We start from the raw sequence: 21,086 nt of genomic DNA, 5'->3' as shown, positions 1-21,086 counted from the left end.
CCTCAGGACCTGGTGATGTCGGGTGATTCGCTTCCGCCCGGTGCGGCCGCCGCGTCGACGAACAACTCCGGCTGCGCACACTCGGTGAACACTGTCGCGGGCCAGTCCCGGTCGTAACCCTCCGCGCCGGCGAGCCGGGCGGCCGCCGTCCGCTTGTCGGCGCCGTGGACGATCATGACCGCGCGTTTGGAGTGCCGGCGGATCGTGTCGACGCCGACCGTCACGCCGTGCCTTGGCACCCGGTCGACCGTCTCGAGGTGCGGGAACGTCGCGAGGTTGTCCCGCCGGGTGCTCTCCACCAGCGGCACCACCCTGGTCGTCGAGTCCGCCGGAGTGCCCGGCGGGTTGAAGGCGACGTGCCCGTCGGAGGCGCCTGACGCGAGGATGAAGAGGTCGACGCCGCCAACCGCCGCGAGCGCGCGGTCGTACGCCTGTGGATCAGCCGGGTCGGGCACCCACAGGTGTTCGGTGGCGATGCCCCGGCCTGGCCCCGCGGCCGCGGAGAGCGGCGCCGCGATGATCTCCCGGCCGAACCCTCGGCAGCTGTGCTGGAGGTGGTCCGCGATCGGCGCGAATGTCCCCGACGCCTCGTCGAGGTCGACGTACTCGTCCATCATCGCGATCACGAGCCCGGACAGGTCGAGCCGGCGGTGGATGACGAGGCTGGCGAGGCCGGCATACGTCGTCATCGCGCTACGCCCGCCAGGGCAGCCGAGGACGTACCGGCGCCCCTCGCTCGTCGCAGCCTCGATGCCGTCCGCGATCCGGGTCGCCAGGGCGTGACCGAGCGCGAACTGGTCCGGGAACACCGTCGGTCGTACGCGCACCAACCCACCTCCACGGCAATAGGGACCACCTGGACCGTTGGGACCATATCTGGTCCAACTGGTTTGCTACAAGCGACCCGTCCGGACGGGGACGGAGCGGAGGTTCAGGTTCTTTTCAGGTTCGTCTCGGGTTGCGTACAGACTCGGTTGGCACGGTCGGACGCGATGAGCTCTGCCCCCGCGACACCGCCAGCCCTGACCGCCTCAAGACCGCACATCACGCACACCACACCGGCAACGACCGGGCCGCCCGTACTCACCCGGGACGAGCGCGGGGGCGAGGAGCAGCGGAGAAACACCGCGCGCCCGCCGCACGCCCCAGGTCGTACGCCGAGCCTCGACGGCCTCCGCGCGGTGGCCGCGTCGACCGTGGTGATCTACCACCTGTATCCGGACGCCATCCCGGGCGGCTCGGTCGGGGTGGACGTGTTCTTCGGGATCAGCGGGTTCGTGATCACCCAACTCCTGCTCGCGGAGTTCAGCCAGACTGGCTCCGTGGCGTTCGGGCGCTTCTATGCCCGACGATTCCTGCGGCTCATGCCGGCGCTGCTGGTCCTGTGCGGGGTCATCGCCGTCCTCGCGCTCGCGACTCCCGTCGACGCCTTCGAAGGACAATGGCTCGCCGCGTTACTCGCCGCGACGTACGTCGTCAACATCGTCCGTGCCGCCCAACCCGGTCAGTACTCCGACGTCACAGGGTCTCTGCCGCACACCTGGTCGCTCGCGATCGAGGAGCAGTTCTATCTCGGATGGCCGCTGCTGCTGCGCGCCCTGCTCACCCGGCTGCGGTCCGGCACGGTCCTCGGCGTCGTCGCGGGACTGTGCGTGCTGCCGACGGTGATCCGGGTGATTCTGTGGGACGAGAACGCCGCCCATCGGATCTACAACGGTCTCGACACCCGGGCGGACCAGCTGCTGCTCGGCTGCGCCCTGGCCCTCCTGCTGTGGCATCTGCGGGACGCTCCGACGCTGCTCGACCGGATACGTCTCTGGTCACGGTGGCTGGCCTGGCCGGCCGCCGGCATCCTCGCCCTGGTGGTGTGGAAGATGCCGGTCACCGGCTGGCGGGACGGCTGGACCCAGGCGTGGTACACGATCGGGTTCGCGGGCGTGGGCGTGCTCACCGTGACGGTACTGGCCGCGCTCGTGCTGGACCACCGGCATCCCCTTGCCCAGTTGCTCGCCCTGAAGCCGCTGGCGTGGGTGGGCCAGCGGCTCAGTTATGGGGCCTACCTGTGGCACTACCCGATCCTGGCGTTCGTGGGTGGGCTCGGGCTCGTGCCGCAGATACGCGACATGCTGGTCGTGGGAGGGACGCTGATCCTTGCGTTCCTGTCGTACCGCTTCGTGGAGCGGCCGTTCCTGCGCCGGAAGGCGCGGCACTCCACCGTCTCGACCTGACGGCCAGTTGGTGCTTCTCACTGCCCCGGGGTCGCGGACATGTCCATGTAGATGAACGACCACTGGTGGCCGTCGAGGTCACGGAACCCCCGCATGTACATGAACCCCTGATCCTGGGCTTCGCCCAGGGCCTGCCCGCCGGCCGCGACCACCTTGTTGACCAGGGCGTCGACCTCCTCGCGGCTCTCGGCTGACAGGCCCACGATCACCTCCGCGCTCTTCGACGTGTCGGTGAGGTCCTTCCCGGTGAACTCCTTGAAGGACGGCTCCACGTGCAGCATCGCGTAGGCGTCCTCGCTGATGATCAGGCAGGCGGTCTGTGGGCTCGTGAACTGCTGGTTGAACGAGAACCCAAGTGCGTTGAAGAACTCGATCGTCTTCGCCAGGTCTTTCACGGGCAGGTTGACGAAGGTCTTTCTGGACATCGTGACCCTCTTTTCGTCGGTCGGAGCCTTCTCCTCCTACCGACCGGGGATCACGCCGAAACTCATCGTTCGGCGAGACGCTTGATCCCCGCCAGCCGGGCCTCCCACTTCGCCGCGAGCCCAGCCATCCACCGGGCAGTGGCGTCGAGCCGGTCCGGGCGTACGGCGTACAGAACCTCGCGGCCCTGCCGGCGGCCTTGAACCAGGCCGGACCGGTCGAGGACCGCGAGGTGTTTGACGACGGCCTGACGCGACACGGGGAGCTCAGCCGCGAGCGTGGTCGCGGTCGCCTCACCATGCGCCGCGATGACGTCGAGGATGCGCCGCCGGGTGGGGTCTGCCAGGGCGACGATCACCTCGTCGACCTCGGCGGCCCTGCCGGACTCGTCAGCCCTGTCGGTCATCACGCCTCCGTCCTCGTGCGGGGGGTCAGTGTGTCAGCTGTTCGGCGTACGCCTGAAGTTCGTTGAGCTCCAGGAACCAGCCCTCGGTGTTGCCGGCAACCCGGCTGGCCTGGTCTTCCTCCGAGACGGGTAGATCGCGGAATCCGCTCTCGACCACCCGGAGGCGGGTTCCGTCACCTTCGGGGCTCAGGCCGAACTCCACCAGCGTGGAGTTGTCCGCGGTCGGCTCCGGGCCACCACTGGTCCACCGCCAGGAGAAGAAGTGCGGCGGGTCAACCTTCTCGATGACCGCTGGCGCCCGGCCGTACTCCTTCCAGGTCATGATCATCTTGCCGCCAGGGCGAAGCTCGTCAAGCTCCGCGCCCGCGTCGCCGAACCACCCCGCAATGTGCTCCGCCTCCGTGATCACCGCCCACACTCGCTCGACGGGTGCCGCGATGACGATCTCTCGCTCGATCTTTTCCGGGATCATGGTGCGATTCCTCTCGTTGACGTGCTACCTCATGGTTGCACATCACTCCGTCGATGCGCAACTATTGAGTTGCGCGTACGTCGCGATCGCTGATGGATCACGGCCAGGGCGGCTACGGTGGAAGTTGTGCGGCTGCTTCTGAACGTGATCTGGCTCGTCTTCGGCGGCTTCTGGCTCGCGGTCGGCTACGCCGTCGCCGGACTGGTGCTCTGCATCCTGATCATCACCATCCCGTTCGGCGTGGCGGCGTTCCGGATGGCGAACTTCGCGCTGTGGCCGTTCGGGCGCAGGCTGGTGAACAAGCCGGGCAGCGGAGCCGGCTCCTTGCTGGGCAACATCCTGTGGGTGATCCTCGCCGGCTGGTGGCTCGCCCTCGCGCACATCCTGACCGGGATCGCGCAGTGCCTCACCATCATCGGAATCCCGCTCGGGCTGGCCAATTTCAAGCTGGTTCCGGTGTCGCTCTTCCCGCTCGGCAAGGAGATCGTGGACGCCGACGATCCGATGGCGTTCGCGCGCCGCTGACCGGCTGGAGGCTTGATCGGCGAGGAGGCCGGCCGGGCTGGCGCCCTTCCCGCTCAGGTCTGGCGGTGCGCTGCCTGGTGTCGATAGACAGGGAGCATGCGACCAAAGCCCACGGAGGTGTTGCATTTCTCCGAAGACCCGACGATCACCAGGTTCGTTCCCCGCGTCGCCCCCTCCTCCCAGCGATCTGGGGCGTACGTCTGGGCGGTCGACGACCCCCGGGCGCCTGACTACTGGTTTCCCCGGCAATGCCCCCGCGCGATGGCCTGGGCCAGCGCCCGGACCTCGGCTGACGACCGTGACCGCATCATCGGCGTGGGGTGCGGCGAACGTGTCCATGCGATTGAGTACGACTGGCTCGAGGGATTGCAGACGGTGGAGCTTTATGCCTATCGCTTCTCGGCCGCGGATTTCCGCCCGATCGGCGAGCCACTTCCGCATGCGGTCGTCTCGACGGTGCCTGTTGAGCCCCTTGGCCCGCCCGAGCGAGTCGGTAACCTGCTCCAACTCCATCAGAAGGCCGGCATACAGTTGCGGATACTCGACAATCTCTGGGAATTCTGGGACGCCGTCATCACCAGCACCCTCGAATTCAGCGGCATTCGCCTCCGCAACGCGAAACCCCGCGCGTAATAGCTGAGGCGATTTGATCGACATCAACCAACGCCTGAACCGGACCTAGCGTCAGGTCGGAATTCGAGCGGTGCGAATGCTCGCCAATGATGCTGCGCCTACACCTGTGATGGCCGAGACAACGCCGCAGAACAGGATGGCAACCTGTGGACCGAGGTGGTCCGCCGCCCTGCCGAGGAGGTTCAGCGTGACCGGCAACGGCAGGGTTTGGACGAGGACGAGCACTGCCTGGACCCGGGCCACATGGCTGGCCGGCGCGGATGCGAGAACGAGCGGGCCCAGATGCGTACCAAAGGTCCCTACTGATACACCGGCGACGAATGCCGCCCCGGCCACCACCCAGAAGTCTGGTGCGACAGCCATTCCACAGGTCGCAATGCCTGCGCAGGCAAGCCCAAGCGCGGACACGACACCCGGTCTCGGCAGACATCCGCGAAGCATCACCACAACCGCGACCACGCCGGCTCCGCTTGCCTGCAGCCCCACAATCTGACCAGCTGAGACGGCAGACCAGCCGTGTGCGCGTACCAGTAGTGGCGTGAGGACCGACGTCACCGGCAGCAACACAGCGGCCGCGGCGAGGGTAAGCATCAGGAGGGAGCGCAGGAGCGGGTCACGGGCGCAGATACGCAGACCGTCCAGAGCCTGACGTATGAACCTCGGCGCTTCGTGCGAATCGCTCGACGGTCCGCGCAGCCGGCGACGTAAAGCCCACAACGTAAGAAGTATCAGCGTGAACGAGGCAGCATTCAGCCCGGCAGCAGCGGCCAGCCCCCAGGTGGCGGCGACCGCACCGCCGGCAGCGGGCCCCACAGCGTTGGCGATCTGTCCCACGCTCTGACGGGCTGCCATCGCCCGACCGAGTGACGGCCCTGGAACTAACAGGCGCGGCATCACCCCCGATGCCGGCGTATAGAACGCGTCAGCCACGCCGACAAGACCGGCGATCACGATCAGGAGCCAGGGCGGCGTCCCGGCAACCCAGACAGCAATGGCGAGTCCGGCCGTGGCGAGGAGCATCACCGCATCGGAGGTGATCATGACCCGGAGTGGGCCCAGGTGGTCGGCCATCGAGCCACCTACCAGAATGAGCACCAACCGTGGCACGGTGAAGGCGGTGAGAACCAACCCTGCCAACGAGCCGCTCGTCGCACCAGCCGTCCAACTGAGTGCCAGCGCCTGGATTTGTGCACCGAGGAGGGAGAAGGCGAGCGCACCGAGCCACCACCAGTAGGTGCGCGGGATGGCTCCCCTTTGATCCTGCTCCGTCGTCAGCCGCTGACTCATGCGATCCGAGTCGGCATGAGCATGGAGAAAGTACGTGGCTCGTCGCTGAAGCGGATCGCGAGCGGAGCGATCGGCGTGGAGAAGTCGAGCTGTAGTTGCTCGCCGGGCCCCGCCTCCACGGCTTGAAGCAGGAACTCGTAGTTGACAACGATGGGCGCCTGGTCCGGGGTAGCCGGCTCGGTGCTCACAAAACCTTCCGGACTGGAATACAAAGTGACGACCCTGGCCTCGGTGTTCTCGGGACCTACGCCTCGAAGGTACGAAGCTGATTCCAGCAGGTCGCGCAGCGAGTCACGATCCATCGTGGCGCTGTGGGCCGGGCTGTCGAGAGAGTTCAGGACTACGTGGTAGTTCGGGAACTCGGCATCAGCGAGGAGCACCGCGAGTGACTCTTCGCCATCCTCAAGGCGCAGCTGATGATCTCCGATCGTGACGTCAAGGTCAGTGACATTGCCGAGGAACGCCAGAACTCCAGCCAGGTCTGACTGGGCCACGGCACATCGAGCCTGAGCGTTCGTTCCACGTGCGAGGGGAACCACCGAGGTCGCGAGCCGGTACCTGTCGGTTGCCACCAACCTGGCCTCATCACCAGACACGTCAATCAGGACGGCTGACAAGCCAGACTCTGGCGCTGCCGGGAGGGCGAACATGACAGACCGAAGGGCGCGCGCCAGGCGCCTGGCATCTGTCATGAAGCGTGCGGCAGAGAAGCCCTCCGGATCCGTGAGGTCGTTCGTCAGCAGAGCAAGCTCGGTACGCGCGGCCTCGAACCCCTCCTCCAACCGCTGAAGGTGCTCGTCGAGCACGGCCTGGATGAGCACCCTGTCATCGATGTCGCAGACGATCGTTCGGATCGAAGCGACGGGTAGGCCTACCCGTCGCAGGCGGGCAACGAGGCGGCCGGTGGCTACCTGGGTACGGCCGTACCGGCGATGGGACGTAGCCGGGTCCACGTGCTCGGGCACAAGCACTCCGACCGAGTCGTAGAAACGCAGGGTGCTGACCGCAAGCCCGGTGGCCCGGGCGAACTCACCGATCGACATCAACGCTGACACGGCTAGAAGTCTGGGACCTCGACCTTGTCGAGGGTCAACTCGACCCGTCGCGTGCCCAGGCGTAGATCAGCGGCGCGATCGGCAGGCCACCGGTCTCTGACCGCACGGACGGCATGGGTACCCAGTCGAGACCGACCATCCGCGGGCATCCGCAGTCGAGGTCGTCGTCAACGCCGAGCACGGGCTCGCCGCCGTCGACATCCACCCAGTAGTAGGCAGTGGTCGTTGACGGATAGGGCAGGTCACGAAGATAGCGAGCCGCGCGGACAGTCAGGCCCACTTCTTCCCTGACCTCCCGGATGAGTGCAGCCTCGACATCCTCGTGCTGCTCGATGCCACCACCCGGCAAGGTCCAGTACTCCGGTCCGTCGTGCCGCCCGGACGGGCCAACTCCGCGTTGACGCACCATGAGAACGCTCTGGTCGCGGACGATAACCGCTCCCACCCTGCGCCGGTCGCTCACGCCCTCACGTCTACTATCCACGACACCGCGTTAACCCTGCGCCATGTCGACGAAACGCTGGTAGTGGCCCTGGAATGCGACCGTGATCTCAGCGGTCGGGCCATTACGGTGCTTGGCCACAATGAAGTCAGCTTCACCCGGGCGCGACGATTCCCGTTCGTACGCATCCTCACGGTGTAAAAGGATGACCATGTCTGCATCTTGTTCAATTGAACCGCTCTCGCGAAGGTCGGAAAGCATTGGGCGTTTGTCGGTGCGCTGCTCCGGACCACGGTTGAGCTGCGACAGCGCGACGACCGGAACTCCGAGTTCCTTGGCCAACAACTTGAGGTTTCGGGAGAATTCCGAGACCTCAACCTGACGGCTTTCGACGCGCTTACCTGACGTCATCAGCTGGAGGTAGTCGAGAATAATCAGCCGGAGATCGTGACGCTGGCGAAGACGCCGGCATTTCGCGCGAATCTCCATCAACGTCATGTTTGGTGAGTCGTCGATATAGAGTGGCGCGCCCGACACCTCCCCCATCTTGCGGGCGAGCCGAGCCCAGTCGTCATCACTCATCGAGCCCTGACGCATGTGCTGCAGCGGCACCCGCGATTCGGCGGAGAGAAGCCGCATCGTGATTTCGGTACGGCCCATTTCCAGCGAGAAGATGACCGACGCGAGGCTATTCTGAATAGAAGCCGCACGGGCGAAGTTCAGAGCAAGGATGGAATTGTGGGTCGGGATCATTGCCCGGCTGGCAAGGTACAGGTGATCTTCATTGTCCACCTGCACACATCGCACGGGAACGCTTGGCACGGGGCGCACATCGACGATGTAACGGGAACTCGATCGCGTGGTGCTACTTGCCCTACGCTGCCTGTGCAAGGTGTTCTTGCGCTTCAGACGGAACACGTCATCACAGGTGCTGAAGGTGAGGATGTAGGCCGTTGACGACGCCTCGTTTCGACCGTTGACGCGCTTCGTCGTCATCGAGCACCTGTATCCGAGACTGACCACCAACTCGTAGGTATCCAAAGCCAACTGCTCGTTGACCACGCTGAACTGGACTTGTCCACCACCGGTCACGGTGCCGTCGGTGTCAAGAAGTCCGGCCAGTAGCGCGCGACGCTGTGCCTCAGACGAACGTAGGTATTCGACCGGTATGTGCTTGTTCCTCAGCAATCCGAGGGTCCGCAGACTAGCTTTCACCGACCCGTGGTGCTTGCTGCACATCCGGCACCGGACCATACCGGATAGGGGCCCACCGCAGTCCGGGCAGCTCACTAGAGCAGACCGAGCCATATTTCTTGAGCGTGCTGCGCAGCCCCAACCGCAGGTCTTTGCCTGGGTGTACTTGGGCCGGAAGGAGTGGCCGCACACGACGCAGAGACGCTCGGCAACAGGCGGCGAAGCAGGAAGGCTGATCGTGTACAGGCGGGGGCCGTTCGGCGTGACCCGTAACCCTTCCTGCTCGATATACGCCACGATCTCAGGATCGTCGGTGGTGAACTGCGCGTTATACGAACTCCCGTCACCGAGCCATGCCCCAAGCATGTAGGGGGGCAGCATGAGTTCTTGCTCCACCAAGGTCAGCGAAGCTGCATTGGCCACCGCATGGTTCAGCCGTCCATTGGCGCAGCGTAGCGATGCGTAGATTTCCTGAGTTGTGACTATCTCCTTGTGCACTGCCGTGGTGGCAGCATTCTTAGGTCGAGTCACCCGCTCGAAGAGCGCCTGCGGCAGGTCCTGTCGGGGGTAGACCTGGGTCTGCCGCAGGAAACTCCGGTTTGCGCCAACAACGATGCTTCGGGGAACCGTCTGCCACCTCAGGCCCGCGCAGACCGTATGGAGGACGTGCTCGAACCCGTCGCCGACCAAGCCCACAGCTTCTCGATGCGAGATGAGGTTGTCCGTCCCTCCAACCGTAGCTTTCTGCGCGTCCTTCACGCGTTTCACTGAAAGGGCTGGCCAGTGCAGCGTGCGCTTGGTCTCTGCTGCCTGCCTGCGGCTCGCTCGCGTTGTGGTTCTCCACTGGTGCTCGGCGTCTGCGATGATCACCGTGCCATCAGAGAACTCAACCTCATAACACGGTCGCCCGAGCATGATGTCAGTGGCCGCGATCACCCTCGTGGGCTTGCCATCCGGGCCCATCAGTTCGTCGCCGACCGCTACCTCTCCCATCGTCGTCCAACCGGTCGGTGTGGGGAGAGGCGTATCCAGGGCGAGCGCCTTGCCAACCCCAGGTCTCGCAGCCACCACGATCAGCTGGCCGGGGTGCAGGCCGTTGGTGAGCGAGTCGAGGTCGGTGAAGCCGGTGGGGACGCCGACCATCTGCCCGCCGCGCGAGCCGATCGCCTCGATCTCGTCGAGCGCGGACTCCATGATCTCGCCGAGCACCGCATAGTCTTCGCTGCTGCGCTTCTCGGTGACGCCGTAGATCTCGGCCTGTGCCCGGTCGACCACGTCGTCGACCTCTCCGTCACCGGCGTAGCCGAGCTGGGTGATCTTGGTGCCCGCCTCGACCAGGCGCCGCAGGATCGCCTTCTCCCGCACAATCGCGGCGTAGTAGCCGGCGTTGGCGGCGGAGGGCACGGACGCGATCAGGGTGTGGATGTATGGTGCACCGCCGATCCGGGCGAGCTCACCCCTGCGCTGCAACTCCGCCGCGACCGTGACCGCATCCGCGGGCTCACCCCGGCCGTAGAGGTCGAGGATCGCCTCATAGACGGTTTCGTGAGCGGGCCGGTAGAAGTCGGGGCCTCGGATCTCTTCGACCACGTCCGCGATCGAGTCCTTCGAGAGGAGCATGCTGCCGAGGACACACTGCTCGGCGGTGAGATCCTGCGGTGGCATCCGATCGGTAACGCCTTCGACCGCACGCGGGCCGGCAAACTCACTCACACTCACTGCCGCAGACCCTCCGTGGTTCCACCCGTCACGAACATCCAATGGACGTTCTAGCGCCGACCACCGACACCTCGCTTCGGCGCGGCCCGATGGAAGGTACGAGGCTACGCGCAGGAGCCGCTGGCAGAGAACTTCGTCGTCCACAACATCTGTGGGTGACTGCCGGAGAACCTGGGGATTCCGTGTGCACAGGCTGGGGATTTCTTTGTGGATGAAGCTTGTGGGTGGGGACAATCTGGCGCCTGACCTGCACATTCGACGTCCCCACACTGTGGACACAAATCTGTGGGGTGCAATTTCTCGCCTGCTGGTCACCGGCTACGTATCCACAGCTGGGGACAAGGCAGGATAGGGCCGGACGCCCCCGGGCCGCCCGTGCTCCGCCCCGCTCCCCTCCGCGACAACCCCGCTCCCCAGGAGCCGCACCTGTGTCATCACGATGGCGACCCCGCCTCCGCAGCCCGCATGACGGCGAGATCCTCCGCCTCGCGGTCCCGGCGTTCGGCGCCCTCGTCGCCGAGCCGCTCTACCTCCTCGCCGACTCCGCCATCGTCGGCCACCTGGGCACACCCCAACTCGCCGGTCTCGCCCTGGCCGGCACCGCCCTCCAGACCCTGGTCGGGCTGTGCGTCTTCCTCGCGTACGCCACCACCGGCGCCGTCGCCCGGCAGGTCGGGGCGGGCGATCGGCGGACCGCGCTTGCGCTCGGTATCGACGGACTCTGGCTCGCCCTCGGCCTCGGTCTCGTCCTCGCGGTCATCGGGCTGGTCGTCGCACCGACTGTGATCTCGGCGTTCGACCCCTCGCCCGCCGTCCACGAGTACGCCGTCACCTACCTGCGCATCGCGGTCCTCGGTATGCCGGCACTCCTGCTCACCTTCGCCGGAACCGGCGTGCTGCGTGGCCTCCAGGACACCAGGACGCCGCTGTGGGTGGCCGGCGCGTCGTACCTCGCGAACGTCGGGCTCAACCTGCTCTTCGTCTACGGGTTCGGGTGGGGCATCGCCGGCTCGGCCTGGGGAACCGTCCTCGCACAGACGGGCGGCGCGATCGCCCTCGTCATCGTGGTGGTCCGCGGCGCACGGCGCAACGGCGCGTCCCTGCGCCCGGACCCGCGAGGCATCCGGGCGTCCGCGCACGCGGGTGCCCCGCTGATCGTCAGGACGCTCACCCTCCGGGTCGCGATCGTGGCCACCGTCTACGTGGCCACGTCGTTCGGGGATTCATCGCTGGCCGCGCACCAGGTTGCCTTCACGATCTGGAACGCCCTCGCGATCGCCCTCGACGCGATCGCCATCGCGGGCCAGGCCATCGTGGGGAGGTATCTCGGCGGCTCAGACGTCACGGGAACCCGCGCGGCCACCCGGCGGATGGTCGAGTGGGGATTCGCGGCGGGAGCGGTCTTCGCCGTCGTTATGGTGGCGACCCAGCCGCTCTACATCCCGTTCTTCACCAGCGACCAGGAGGTGCGAGCCCTCCTCGGGCAGGTGGTGCTGGTCTTCGCGGTGTTCGAGCCCGTCGCCGGCGTCGTGTTCGTCCTCGACGGCGTCCTCATCGGTGCCGGCGACGGCCGCTACCTGGCGTACGCCGGCCTGTGGACGCTCGTCGCGTTCCTCCCGCTGTGCGGGCTGGTGTTCGTCACGAACGCGGGACTGGTCGCACTCTGGTGGGCGTTCGGTGGGTTCATGGTCGCGCGCCTGGTCACCCTCGTCGTACGAGAACGCGGCCACGCCTGGTTGGTCACCGGCGCCTCCGTGGGACGCTCCGCCTCCTGAAGTCCCCCCCCCCCCGGAATGATCACGTATACGTGGTCATTCCGGGTCCCACCGCCACGTTGGTCCAGGCGTACGGTCCAATGCCGTGCCTGCCGGTGTTACCTGAAACCGCGTCGGGTCATGATGTCGTCGATGGTCCGACCCAGCTTTCCGATCCGCTCGGTGTAGGCAACCGGATAGATGCCCGGCGGATCCGCCGGTTTGTACGCGTCACCGAACCGCAGTCCGAGGTTGGTGAAGACCACCACGATGTAGTGGCGCTTCGGCGCCCATGGCAGGGAGTGAACGATCCCAGCGTCGCCGCCAGCTTGGTTCGTCAGCCCGGTCTTGTGGGCGAACGTCACCTCCGCCCGGCGGTTACAGGGCCGCACATCCTGGCCATACACGCGTCCATCGACGGTGACGGTGCCGTCGTCAGGGTTGATCCAGCGGCTGGACACGCGCTGCGGAATTCCCGGTGCGGGGTAGGAGCGTCCACACCAGTTCGTGGTGGACAGCGCGTGATTGAGACCCTGCTCGGCGAGTTTGCCGTAGAAGAACGCCCGCGACGACGAGCTCAGGAGCCCAGCCGTGACGGGCTCGCCCGCCGGGGTTTTCCACAGCTTTCCGGGTGCCCCCGACACGATCAGCAGAAGTCGCGCGGTGTCCAGGGCCGTCATCGACATGCCGACCCAGGTGCCGCCGGTCGTCGGGTTGGTGCCGCGGACCTGCAGCGTGCCCAGCCCGAGTTCACCGAAAGTCGCGTTGAGTTCGTCGACAACATCCAGATCGTGCATCATCTTGATCAACGCGCAGGTCGATCGGTTGTCTGAGTAGGTGATCATCCGGTCGAACCACACCCGGATGGATTCCGTGCCCGCGGCGCCGCAACTGGTGTTGGCCGGCGCATAGGTGTAGTTGTCGTCGAGCCGCACCGTGCCACGATCGACCAGGCGGAGCACGCCGAAACCCACCATCAGCTTGAGAACCGAAGCGGGATAAGGCGACATGACCTCCAAAGGAGCCTGCTCCCGCCCGGGCAGGACGTCCTCCGAACCTGCCGAACCAGCGTCCCATTCCTCGGTGTTCCAGCGCCGCCAGCGGACGTCGGTGGTGCTGAGGTTCTCGTCGACCGGCACCACCGCGCCATCCGGATAGTCCTTGCTCAGCACGACGTTCGCCACCGCCGTCGGACGCCCCCGCTCGTCCAACTCGATCACCGCGGCGTCCACGTTGGGGGTACGCGCGATGGGTACGGCGGAACTCTCCGGCGCCTGGAACACCTTCTGCTCGAGCCCTGACCGCTCACCCGCGGGCTCTGTCGACACCGCCGGCGGGTCGTAGTCGACCACCTCGGAGAACCTCTGCTCGACCACCGCGGCCCGCAACTCGGCGGCCAGCCGGCCGCCTCGCCGCTCTTCCTCGGTTGCTTGGGCCGGTAAAGCCGCCAGGCCGACAAGAACCGGAACCATCGCGAGTCCGGCCGCAACACGCCGGCCGGTGCCAGGACTTCTCACTGTGCGAACCCCCATGACATGAGCTGGTGACGTGGGCATGCCCTCCCGGAAACGGAGCGCCTACGTGATCAACGGGAATGCGAGTCGACCGGGTTGCCGCCTGCGCACAATTTCTTTCCCGCGCTCAGCACGCCTTGACCCAGGCGCATTCGACGTCGGATGGGCCGTACGCCGTCCGAGGAACGGCGGGAATGCCCCGCACCGTCTTCGTCGCCTTCCGGCTGAACTCCGCGAGCCGGATCGCGATCTGGTCCTCGACCTGCTTGGCGTTCACGTTCAGGTAGTAGTTCTGGAGCACCGAGAAGACGAGAGGCTCACCGTCGGCGGAGGTGACGTACCCGGACAGGCCACTCACGGCCGTGAGCGATCCCGTCTTGGCGTGGACGTTGCCGGCCGCCGCGGTGTCGGGCATCCGGCTGCGCAGCGTCCCGCCCACGAACCGGTCGGATTCACCGGCGATCGGCAGCGCGGCGTACCACGTCGGGAACCACGCCTTGCCGCGCGCGCCGATGAGCAGGTTGGTGATCTGCTGCGGCGCCACGAAGTCCTGGCGGGACAGGCCAGAACCGTCCACCAGCCGGAGCGAGTTGGTGTTGACGCCCAGCCCGGCGAGCGCCGACGACATCGCCGTGAGGCCCGCCGACCAGGTGCCCTTACCCGAGGCTTTCCGGCCCATCTCCTTGACCAGGACCTCGGCGTGCCCGTTGTTCGACAGCTTCAGGAAGGGCACGAGAAGCTGGGCGAGCGTCATCGACTCGTGCGTTGCCAGGGACCGCGCGCCGGCCGGGGTCGCGGCGTACGACGTGCCACCGAGCACGCGCACGCCGTGCTTCTTGAGGGCGCGGCGGAACACGTCGGCCGCATAGCCGGTCGGCTCCGACACGGTCGCCCAGGTGCGCTTCGCGCTGGCTGTCACCGGGATGGTGCCGGACACGACGATGGTGTTGGTGCCGTGCTCGCGTTCGACCGAGATGTCCGTCGATCCGGACGCGGCGGTGGTCGCCTGGTTGACGATGCGGACGTAGCCGGTGTCCGGCACGACCGTCGTCCGCGCAGGGTCGCCCGCCTTGGCACCAGGCCGGGTTTCGACGATCACCGTGCCCGCGTCGTAGTCCTGGTCGGGCGAAACTGTCAGCGCGGAGATCTGCCCCGAGTAGTAATAGGGCTCGTCGTCCCATCCCCAGGAGTTCCCGAGCCGGGTCGCGTCGTACCACGTGTCGTCGGCGACGAGCTTCCCGGTCACGGTCTGGATTCCGGATGCGGCAACCTTGGCGGCGAGGTCGTCGTAGTCCTTCGCGAGCATGGTCGGGTCGCCCTGGCCGCGCAGGTAGAGATCACCGCGGAGCGACGAGCCCGTCTGGGCGGCGGCCGTGAGCACGCTGGTCGTGAGGCGGTGGTCGGGGCCGAGCACCTCCAGCGCCGCGGCCGAGCTGAAGAGCTTCGCGTTGGACGCGGGAAGCAGGCGTTCGCTGGCCTCGCGTTCGTACAACACCTCGCCGCTGGCCGTGCGGACCTGCACGGACGCATGGCCCTCCGGGACTCCGGGCTGGTTGAGGATCGCGTCGAGGTCGCGGCGTAACCCGTCGATCGGGTCCGCGGCGGTCGCAGACGCGGGCGCGGCGGCGAGGTCGCGCTTCGTCGGCTCGGCCCGAAGGACTGAGGGAACCACCGACGGAGCGACTGAGACACCGAGCAGGCTCAGGGTCGAGACCCCGGCAACAACGAGGTGGCGCGTGGACAGGCGCATAGACAGCGTCTCCTTCGGGGGTACGAGGACGCATGGGTTTCCTCGTAGGTATCACACCCGAAGGGGACCGCGTCAGATGTCCACAGGCATTACCGCCGACCTGTTGAAAAATCTCTGTTTCGGCCGGTCAGCAGCATTGGAGGGCCTGTGGGCAAACCTGTGCACAGCCTGCCCGACGACCCCGCGGGGTCTGGCAGGACCACACTCGTACGACGAGACATCAAGGGAGCATGCGAGCAGTCCGGCGGAGGAGTGTGGTCCTGCCAGACCCCGTCTCGGCGTACGAGAGGCAGCGGGGCGGCCCGAGTGAGAGCCGCCCCCCTGTGTCGTCGTGGTGAGTGCGACCTCTTAGGTCGACACGACCTCGATCGCGAGCGTCGCGCTCAGCTCCGGGTGCAGACGAATCGACACCTGGTGGGAGCCGAGGGTCTTGATCGGCGTACCGATCTCGATCCGGCGCTTGTCGATGTCGGGGCCACCGGAGCTCTTGACCGCCGACACGATGTCGCTGACGGTCACCGAGCCGAACAGCCGGCCGCTCTCGCCGGACCGCGCCGGCAGCTTGACCTTGAGCGACTCGAGCTGACCCTTGACCTCCTTGGCGTACCCGAGGTCACGGATCTCCCGGACGTCGCGCGCCTTGCGGATCGAGGCGACCTGCTTCTCGCCGCCCTTGGTCCAGCGGATGGCGAGGCCGCGCGGGACGAGGTAGTTACGGCCGTAGCCGTCCTTGACCTCGACAATGTCACCGGGGGTGCCGAGGCCCGAGACCTCCTGCGTGAGGATGAGCTTCATCTGTGCGACCTCCTCGTCAGCGCGCGGTGCTGGTGTAGGGCAGCAGAGCAACCTCGCGGGCGTTCTTGATCGCGACCGCGACGTCCCGCTGGTGCTGGGTGCAGTTACCGGTCACTCGGCGCGCGCGGATCTTGCCGCGGTCGGAGATGAACTTCCGCAGCAGGGTCGTGTCTTTGTAGTCGACGAAGGAGATCTTCTCCTTGCAGAAGACACAGACCTTCTTCTTGGGCTTACGGATTGGTGCTTTGGCCATCGTGGTGCTCCTCCAAGAGAGCCCCGCGTGATGCGGGAATGGTCAGATGTACGGACGGGCAGTGGTGTCTCGGCCGGTCAGAACGGCGGTTCGTCCTGCGAGCCGCCGCCGGACTGCTGGCCACCACCACCGCCCCATGGGTCACGACCGCCGGCGGGCGCGCCCTGCGGAGCGCCGCCACCCTGGGCGGGCGTCTGCCACGGATCGTCGCCGCCGAAGCTGCCACCCTGGGACCGGGTGGCCCGGGTGACCTTGGCGGTCGCACTGCGAAGGCTCGGGCCAACTTCTTCGACCTCGACCTCGAAGACGGTGCGTCGCTCACCCTCGCGGGTTTCGTACGACCGTGACTTCAGCCGTCCCTGGACGACAACGCGCATCCCACGCTGCAGCGACTCGGCGACGTTCTCAGCCGCCTGGCGCCACACGTTGCACGTGAGGAAAAGCGTCTCGCCGTCCTTCCACTCACCGCTCTGCCGGTCATAGGTGCGCGGCGTCGACGCGAGTCGGAAGTTGGCTACCGCGGCACCGGACGGGGTGAACCGCAGCTCGGGGTCGTCGACAAGGTTGCCGACAAGGGTGATGACTGTTTCGCCTGCCATGAACGCCTCCCGTGGGGTCAGCGGGCGTCGGGGCGCATGATTTTAGTCCGCAGCACCGACTCGTTCAGAGTGAGCTGGCGGTCGAGCTCCAGAACCGTGGCGGGGTCGCAGGAGAGATCGACGACGGCATAGATGCCTTCGGACTTCTTGTTGATGTCGTACGCCAGCCGGCGCCGACCCCACACGTCGACCTTCTCGACGGCGCCGCCACTTTGGCGGACAAGCGTGAGGTATTGGTCGAGGGACGGGCCAACGGTGCGTTCCTCGAGGTCGGCGTCAAGGATGACCATGACTTCATAACGACGCATGCGGAACTCCACCTCCTCTGGACTTGGGCGGCCACGGTCTCTCCGTGGCAGGAGGGCTTGCGTCAGGATCCGGGTCGTGGCGCGCCATTGGGCACGTGCGATCCACGGGACCAGCGGCCAAGGCTACCAGGGAGTGCTGCGAGCACTGCCGGCGGAGCGATGCGCGCCACGAGGCCGGACGCGCGTCAGGTCGACTGGGCCCTCAGAGCGGCCCGGACGAGGTCGATCGCCGCAGCGGTGTCAAGCCCGGCCTCCCTCGCGGCTGCCGCGAACTTGGCGGCGAGCGCGGCCAGGGCGACGTCGGCGGTGTGCTCACCGGAGGTCACGGTCGTGCCGACCCGCCGCCGGGTCTGGACCAGCCCGGCAGCCTCGAGCTCCTTGTAGGCGCGCGCCACTGTATTGGCCGCGAGACCGAGGTCCGCGGCGAGGGCCCTCACTGTGGGCAGGCGGTCGCCGGGGAGCAGCCGCCCGGTCGCGATGAGCCCGGCGAGCTGCGCCCGCACCTGCTCGAAGGGCGGCTCCGCCGCGTCGAGGTCGACGACGATCCGCGGCTCGTCCATCACGAGGCGACGTCGACCGGTCGGGTCGGCTCCGCCGAATGGGGTACTGCCGGCGCGCTCCAGAGCAGGACCACGAGGGCAGCCACGACAGCGACACAACCGAGCCCGACCAGGCCGATCCCAGCGATCTGCAGCCAGTCGAAGCCGGCTCGCGCGGTGCTCGCGCCGTTGACGCGGAGCGAGTGCGCGACACCGCCGACCGCGGTGCCCATGGTCAACGCCAGTCCGGCCGTCGTCACGAGCACCCCGGCGCCCGACCAGCGCAGGACCCTGACCTGCGAGCCCGCGCGGACGGCCCGGTCGACCTCGACACCCACGTCGTCGAGGGCCGGGCGGGCATCGACCTCGCGCATGGCCCACCACGTTGCGGCCGCGAGCACCGCCAGAGCGAGCACCACCGGGACCGCATAGACCCGCCCGGGATAGGGGCTCGCCGCGGCACCGAGGTCGCCGACGGTGCGGGCGAACGACCGTCCGTCGGGTGCGCTCGTCGGCACCCCGATCGCGAGCAGGCTTGCGGCGCAGAGGAGCCCGACGGCGTACCACCGCTTGAGGGCGCGAGCGCCCGTGCCCTCACGACTGCCGAGGACGGCCACGCGCTGTCGCCGGATCGGTCTCGGCGCGAACCGTTCACCGACCCCGGCGGCGAGGGCACCGACCGCGCCGGCACCGGCCGGTGCCATGGCCAGTCGCACGTCGCCGGCCACGCCAGGCCAGGGCACGGCGAGCGCGCAGAGCACGACGAGCGACCCGACCGCGCTGGTGACCCAGGCACGCCGACGCGCCCGCGCTGCGGCAGGGTCGAGGCTCCTCACTCCGGTGAGGCGCACGGCACTCACCGCAACGACGACGACCAGCGCGACGACGATCCCGACGCGAACTCCACCCATGGCGACCCCACCTGCGGCCCGGACGCGACGGCCGGATACCGACGCATTGTCTCAATGAATTAATCCATTGAGACAAATGCTTGTCAAGAGGCAGTCGCCTGCCTCCACTCCTTCGTTCAGCCCCACCCCGGGCTGTCCCGCTTGTCGGTGGTGCCTCATAAGGTCGGACCATGACCAGGTTGCTGCTCGGTGCCCACGTCGACCAGACGAATCCGATCATCGAGGCGCAGGCGCGGGATGCCGACCTCGTGCAGTTCTTTCTGGGCGATCCGCAGGGCTGGAAGGGCCCGGTGGTCGCCTACGAAGACGGCGCCGCCGGCCTGGCCGCGGCCGCGTGTGACGCCGGCGTTGACCTTTACGTGCACGCGCCGTACGTCATCAACGTCGCGACCACCAACAACCGCATCCGCATCCCGTCCCGCAAGCTGCTGCAGCAGACCGTCAACATGGCCGCCAAGATCGGGGCCCGAGGCGTGATCGTGCACGGCGGGCACGTACTCAAGGACGACGATCCCGAGGTGGGGTTCGACAACTGGCGCAAGTGCATCGACCAGCTCGAGATGCCCTGCCCCGTCCTCATCGAGAACACCGCTGGTGGCGACAACGCGATGGCCCGCCGGCTCGAGCGGCTCGAACGCCTCTGGGCGGCGTTGGGGAAGGCCAACGGCGGCGACACGGTGGGGTTCTGCCTCGACACCTGCCACTTCCACGCCGGTGGTGAGGAGCTGGCGACGGTGGTCGAGCGGGTCAAGGCGATCACCGGCCGGATTGATCTCGTACACGCCAACGACTCTCAGGACGGCTTCGACTCCGGGCGTGACCGGCACGCCAACCTCGGCGCCGGCAAGATCGCCGAGGATGACCTGGTCGCGGTGGTCAAGGCGGCCGGGGCCCCGGTCGTCGTCGAGACGCCGGGCCTGGTCGAAGGACAGGGCGCTGACATCGCCTGGCTGCGGGCCCGCCTCGGCACCGCGTGACCCTGACCGCCGTACGACCCTGACCGCCGTACGACCCTGACCGCCGCGGGCCACCACGCCGTGGCGGGACACTCCGTATCCACCTGCGCGCCGCGTAACGAGTCAGTGGCGGAAGCCCTCGAGCCGCCCGGGCCGGCCGCGAGCCGGGCCCAGGCCCGGTAGCCTCGCGTGCGTGGTCCTGCGCGTTCGTACCCTCACTCCCGAGGAGCATCTGGCGTTCCTCGACACCCGGGAGTCCGCCAGCTTCCTCCAGACCCCCGCATGGGGGGTGGTCAAGAGGGAATGGCGGGCCGAGTCGGTCGGCTGGGTCGATGATGCCGACGGCGGCGAGAAGGTGATCGGCGCCGGGCTGGTGTTGTACCGCCGGCTGCCCAAGATGCGCCGTGCCCTCGCCTATCTGCCTGAGGGGCCGGTGATCGACTGGTCCGACCCTGACCTCGGGCGCTGGCTCGGACCCCTCACTGAGCACGTCAGCAAGCAGGGCGGGTTCGGGATCCGGATGGGTGCGCCGGTGGTGACCCGCCGCTGGTCCGCCGCGACCGTCAAGGCGGCCCTCGCGTCCGGGACCTACCGCACGCTCGGAGAGGTTCCGCCCGACCACACCGACCAGGCGGGCACGGCGGTGATGGAGCGGCTGCGCGCCCTGGGCTGGCGGCCACCGGCCGAGACCACCAACGGGTTCGCCGCCGGCCAGCCACGGCACGTCTTCCAGCTCCCCCTCGACGGCGACGAGGACGCCCTGCTCGCCGGGATGAACCAACTGTGGCGCCGCAACATCAAGAAGGCCGCGAAGGCCGGCGTCGTGGTGACCCGCGGGACCGCCGATGATCTCCCCGCCTTCCACGAGTTGTACGTCCACACCGCGCAGCGCGACCACTTCACGCCGCGACCGCTGTCGTACTTCACGTCGATGTTCCGCGCGCTGTCGGCCGAGGACCCCGACCGGATCCAGCTCTACCTCGCCCACCACGAGGGCGACCTCGTCGCGGCGACAACGGCCGTGCGGGTGGGCAGCCACGTGTGGTACTCAAACGGCGCCTCGTCGACCGCCAAGCGGGACGTCCGTGGGTCCAACGCCATCCAGTGGCAGATGATGCGGGACGCCCTGGCCGGGGGTGCCCGGGTGTACGACCTTCGCGGCATCACCGACACGCTCGACGAATCCGACCCACACATCGGGCTGCTGCAGTTCAAGGTCGGCACCGGCGGTGAGGCAGTGGAGTACGTCGGCGAGTGGGACCTGCCGATCTCCCGGCTCCTCTACTCCGCGTTCGACTTGTACATGCGTCGTCGAGGGTAGGA

At 67.5% G+C, this 21,086-nt stretch carries 22 protein-coding genes; 6 read left to right on the top strand and 16 right to left on the bottom strand.

All coding sequences use genetic code 11. The features are described 5' to 3' along the window. Nucleotides 1–2 precede the first annotated feature (2 nt). A complete protein-coding gene (locus B141_RS0108175) occupies nt 3–827 on the bottom strand; it encodes a 6-phosphogluconolactonase (protein ID WP_020574671.1) in 825 nt (274 codons plus the stop codon). A gap of 165 nt (nt 828–992) precedes the next feature. Here B141_RS0108175 and B141_RS0108170 point away from each other — a divergent pair, with 165 nt between their 5' ends. Beyond that, complete coding sequence (locus B141_RS0108170) at nt 993–2,228, top strand: acyltransferase family protein (protein WP_084678171.1); 1,236 nt, start codon at nt 993–995, stop codon at nt 2,226–2,228. Nucleotides 2,229–2,245: 17 nt separating this feature from the next. On the opposite strand, the gene B141_RS0108165 is transcribed toward B141_RS0108170, so the two are convergent. From B141_RS0108165 to B141_RS0108155, 3 genes are all read right to left on the bottom strand, one after another. Next, nucleotides 2,246–2,653 carry a VOC family protein gene (locus tag B141_RS0108165; protein ID WP_020574669.1) on the bottom strand — a complete coding sequence of 136 codons (408 nt, stop codon included), beginning with the start codon at nt 2,651–2,653 and terminating at the stop codon, nt 2,246–2,248. 62 nt (nt 2,654–2,715) lie between these two features. Then, on the bottom strand, nt 2,716–3,057 hold the full coding sequence (locus B141_RS0108160; protein ID WP_020574668.1) for an ArsR/SmtB family transcription factor: 342 nt from the start codon (nt 3,055–3,057) through the stop codon (nt 2,716–2,718). Nucleotides 3,058–3,082: 25 nt separating this feature from the next. Continuing rightward, nucleotides 3,083–3,529 (bottom strand): SRPBCC family protein, encoded by a 447-nt coding sequence (locus tag B141_RS0108155; RefSeq protein ID WP_020574667.1) that lies wholly within the window; start codon nt 3,527–3,529, stop codon nt 3,083–3,085. A 126-nt stretch (nt 3,530–3,655) separates the two neighbouring features. On the opposite strand from B141_RS0108155, the gene B141_RS0108150 reads away from it, so the two are divergent. Continuing rightward, entirely contained in the window at nt 3,656–4,054 is a 399-nt protein-coding gene (locus tag B141_RS0108150) for a YccF domain-containing protein (protein ID WP_020574666.1), read from the top strand. A 96-nt stretch (nt 4,055–4,150) separates the two neighbouring features. After that, nucleotides 4,151–4,687, top strand: coding sequence for a DUF6886 family protein (locus tag B141_RS0108145; protein WP_020574665.1), 537 nt, complete (start codon nt 4,151–4,153; stop codon nt 4,685–4,687). A 51-nt stretch (nt 4,688–4,738) separates the two neighbouring features. On the opposite strand, the gene B141_RS0108140 is transcribed toward B141_RS0108145, so the two are convergent. From B141_RS0108140 to dnaB, 4 genes are read right to left on the bottom strand one after another with little or no spacing between them, the layout of a single operon-like run. Next, the gene (locus tag B141_RS0108140) at nt 4,739–5,974 is read right to left on the bottom strand and encodes an MFS transporter (RefSeq protein ID WP_020574664.1); all 1,236 of its coding nucleotides are present in this window, start codon (nt 5,972–5,974) and stop codon (nt 4,739–4,741) included. After that, complete coding sequence (locus B141_RS0108135) at nt 5,971–7,029, bottom strand: DNA polymerase III subunit beta family protein (protein ID WP_157180876.1); 1,059 nt, start codon at nt 7,027–7,029, stop codon at nt 5,971–5,973. The genes B141_RS0108140 and B141_RS0108135 overlap by 4 nt, the downstream gene beginning before the upstream one ends. Nucleotides 7,030–7,063: 34 nt before the next feature. Continuing rightward, nucleotides 7,064–7,492 carry an NUDIX domain-containing protein gene (locus B141_RS0108130; protein WP_020574662.1) on the bottom strand — a complete coding sequence of 143 codons (429 nt, stop codon included), beginning with the start codon at nt 7,490–7,492 and terminating at the stop codon, nt 7,064–7,066. A 30-nt stretch (nt 7,493–7,522) separates the two neighbouring features. Then, nucleotides 7,523–10,330, bottom strand: a complete 2,808-nt coding sequence (dnaB, locus tag B141_RS0108125; RefSeq protein ID WP_084678170.1) for a replicative DNA helicase — start codon at nt 10,328–10,330, stop codon at nt 7,523–7,525. A 482-nt stretch (nt 10,331–10,812) separates the two neighbouring features. Between dnaB and B141_RS0108120 the strand changes: the two genes are divergently transcribed. Continuing rightward, a complete protein-coding gene (locus tag B141_RS0108120; protein ID WP_020574660.1) occupies nt 10,813–12,159 on the top strand; it encodes an MATE family efflux transporter in 1,347 nt (448 codons plus the stop codon). Nucleotides 12,160–12,257: 98 nt separating this feature from the next. On the opposite strand, the gene B141_RS39525 is transcribed toward B141_RS0108120, so the two are convergent. From B141_RS39525 to B141_RS0108080, 8 genes are all read right to left on the bottom strand, one after another. Next, complete coding sequence (locus B141_RS39525) at nt 12,258–13,655, bottom strand: serine hydrolase (protein WP_157180875.1); 1,398 nt, start codon at nt 13,653–13,655, stop codon at nt 12,258–12,260. Nucleotides 13,656–13,779: 124 nt separating this feature from the next. Continuing rightward, the gene (gene dacB / locus B141_RS0108110) at nt 13,780–15,402 is read right to left on the bottom strand and encodes a D-alanyl-D-alanine carboxypeptidase/D-alanyl-D-alanine endopeptidase (protein WP_020574658.1); all 1,623 of its coding nucleotides are present in this window, start codon (nt 15,400–15,402) and stop codon (nt 13,780–13,782) included. Nucleotides 15,403–15,750: 348 nt separating this feature from the next. Next, nucleotides 15,751–16,197 (bottom strand): 50S ribosomal protein L9, encoded by a 447-nt coding sequence (gene rplI, locus B141_RS0108105; protein WP_020574657.1) that lies wholly within the window; start codon nt 16,195–16,197, stop codon nt 15,751–15,753. Between the two features lie 16 nt (nt 16,198–16,213). Then, entirely contained in the window at nt 16,214–16,450 is a 237-nt protein-coding gene (rpsR, locus tag B141_RS0108100) for a 30S ribosomal protein S18 (protein ID WP_020574656.1), read from the bottom strand. A gap of 77 nt (nt 16,451–16,527) precedes the next feature. Then, nucleotides 16,528–17,049, bottom strand: a complete 522-nt coding sequence (locus B141_RS0108095) for a single-stranded DNA-binding protein (protein WP_020574655.1) — start codon at nt 17,047–17,049, stop codon at nt 16,528–16,530. 17 nt (nt 17,050–17,066) lie between these two features. Continuing rightward, on the bottom strand, nt 17,067–17,357 hold the full coding sequence (gene rpsF, locus B141_RS0108090; protein WP_026257015.1) for a 30S ribosomal protein S6: 291 nt from the start codon (nt 17,355–17,357) through the stop codon (nt 17,067–17,069). Nucleotides 17,358–17,542: 185 nt separating this feature from the next. Beyond that, entirely contained in the window at nt 17,543–17,917 is a 375-nt protein-coding gene (locus tag B141_RS0108085) for a GntR family transcriptional regulator (RefSeq protein WP_020574653.1), read from the bottom strand. Continuing rightward, on the bottom strand, nt 17,917–18,807 hold the full coding sequence (locus tag B141_RS0108080) for a hypothetical protein (protein ID WP_020574652.1): 891 nt from the start codon (nt 18,805–18,807) through the stop codon (nt 17,917–17,919). The genes B141_RS0108085 and B141_RS0108080 overlap by 1 nt, the downstream gene beginning before the upstream one ends. Nucleotides 18,808–18,977: 170 nt before the next feature. On the opposite strand from B141_RS0108080, the gene B141_RS0108075 reads away from it, so the two are divergent. Together B141_RS0108075 and B141_RS0108070 are read left to right on the top strand one after the other, a co-directional pair. After that, nucleotides 18,978–19,784, top strand: coding sequence for a deoxyribonuclease IV (locus tag B141_RS0108075; protein WP_020574651.1), 807 nt, complete (start codon nt 18,978–18,980; stop codon nt 19,782–19,784). 172 nt (nt 19,785–19,956) lie between these two features. Further along, nucleotides 19,957–21,084 carry a lipid II:glycine glycyltransferase FemX gene (locus B141_RS0108070; protein ID WP_020574650.1) on the top strand — a complete coding sequence of 376 codons (1,128 nt, stop codon included), beginning with the start codon at nt 19,957–19,959 and terminating at the stop codon, nt 21,082–21,084. The last annotated feature ends 2 nt before the right edge of the window (nt 21,085–21,086 follow it).

It is taken from the genome of Actinopolymorpha alba DSM 45243, assembly GCF_000373925.1.
Taxonomy (GTDB): domain Bacteria; phylum Actinomycetota; class Actinomycetes; order Propionibacteriales; family Actinopolymorphaceae; genus Actinopolymorpha; species Actinopolymorpha alba.
The sequence above is the reverse complement of the archived record's forward strand: the minus strand, read 5'-3'. Positions and strand labels throughout refer to the sequence as shown.

Bases quoted from the DNA above. Each gene is read 5' to 3' on its own strand.
- B141_RS0108145 (WP_020574665.1), top strand. From the start codon at position 4,151: ATGCGACCAAAGCCCACGGAGGTGTTGCATTTCTCCGAAGACCCGACG.
- B141_RS0108080 (WP_020574652.1), bottom strand. From the start codon at position 18,807: ATGGGTGGAGTTCGCGTCGGGATCGTCGTCGCGCTGGTCGTCGTCGTT.
- B141_RS0108165 (WP_020574669.1), bottom strand. From the start codon at position 2,653: ATGTCCAGAAAGACCTTCGTCAACCTGCCCGTGAAAGACCTGGCGAAG.
- rpsF (WP_026257015.1), bottom strand. From the start codon at position 17,357: ATGCGTCGTTATGAAGTCATGGTCATCCTTGACGCCGACCTCGAGGAA.
- B141_RS0108160 (WP_020574668.1), bottom strand. From the start codon at position 3,057: ATGACCGACAGGGCTGACGAGTCCGGCAGGGCCGCCGAGGTCGACGAG.
- B141_RS0108075 (WP_020574651.1), top strand. From the start codon at position 18,978: ATGACCAGGTTGCTGCTCGGTGCCCACGTCGACCAGACGAATCCGATC.
- B141_RS0108140 (WP_020574664.1), bottom strand. From the start codon at position 5,974: ATGAGTCAGCGGCTGACGACGGAGCAGGATCAAAGGGGAGCCATCCCG.
- dacB (WP_020574658.1), bottom strand. From the start codon at position 15,402: ATGCGCCTGTCCACGCGCCACCTCGTTGTTGCCGGGGTCTCGACCCTG.
- rplI (WP_020574657.1), bottom strand. From the start codon at position 16,197: ATGAAGCTCATCCTCACGCAGGAGGTCTCGGGCCTCGGCACCCCCGGT.
- B141_RS0108155 (WP_020574667.1), bottom strand. From the start codon at position 3,529: ATGATCCCGGAAAAGATCGAGCGAGAGATCGTCATCGCGGCACCCGTC.
- B141_RS0108085 (WP_020574653.1), bottom strand. From the start codon at position 17,917: ATGGACGAGCCGCGGATCGTCGTCGACCTCGACGCGGCGGAGCCGCCC.
- rpsR (WP_020574656.1), bottom strand. From the start codon at position 16,450: ATGGCCAAAGCACCAATCCGTAAGCCCAAGAAGAAGGTCTGTGTCTTC.
- B141_RS0108170 (WP_084678171.1), top strand. From the start codon at position 993: ATGAGCTCTGCCCCCGCGACACCGCCAGCCCTGACCGCCTCAAGACCG.
- B141_RS0108095 (WP_020574655.1), bottom strand. From the start codon at position 17,049: ATGGCAGGCGAAACAGTCATCACCCTTGTCGGCAACCTTGTCGACGAC.
- dnaB (WP_084678170.1), bottom strand. From the start codon at position 10,330: ATGCCACCGCAGGATCTCACCGCCGAGCAGTGTGTCCTCGGCAGCATG.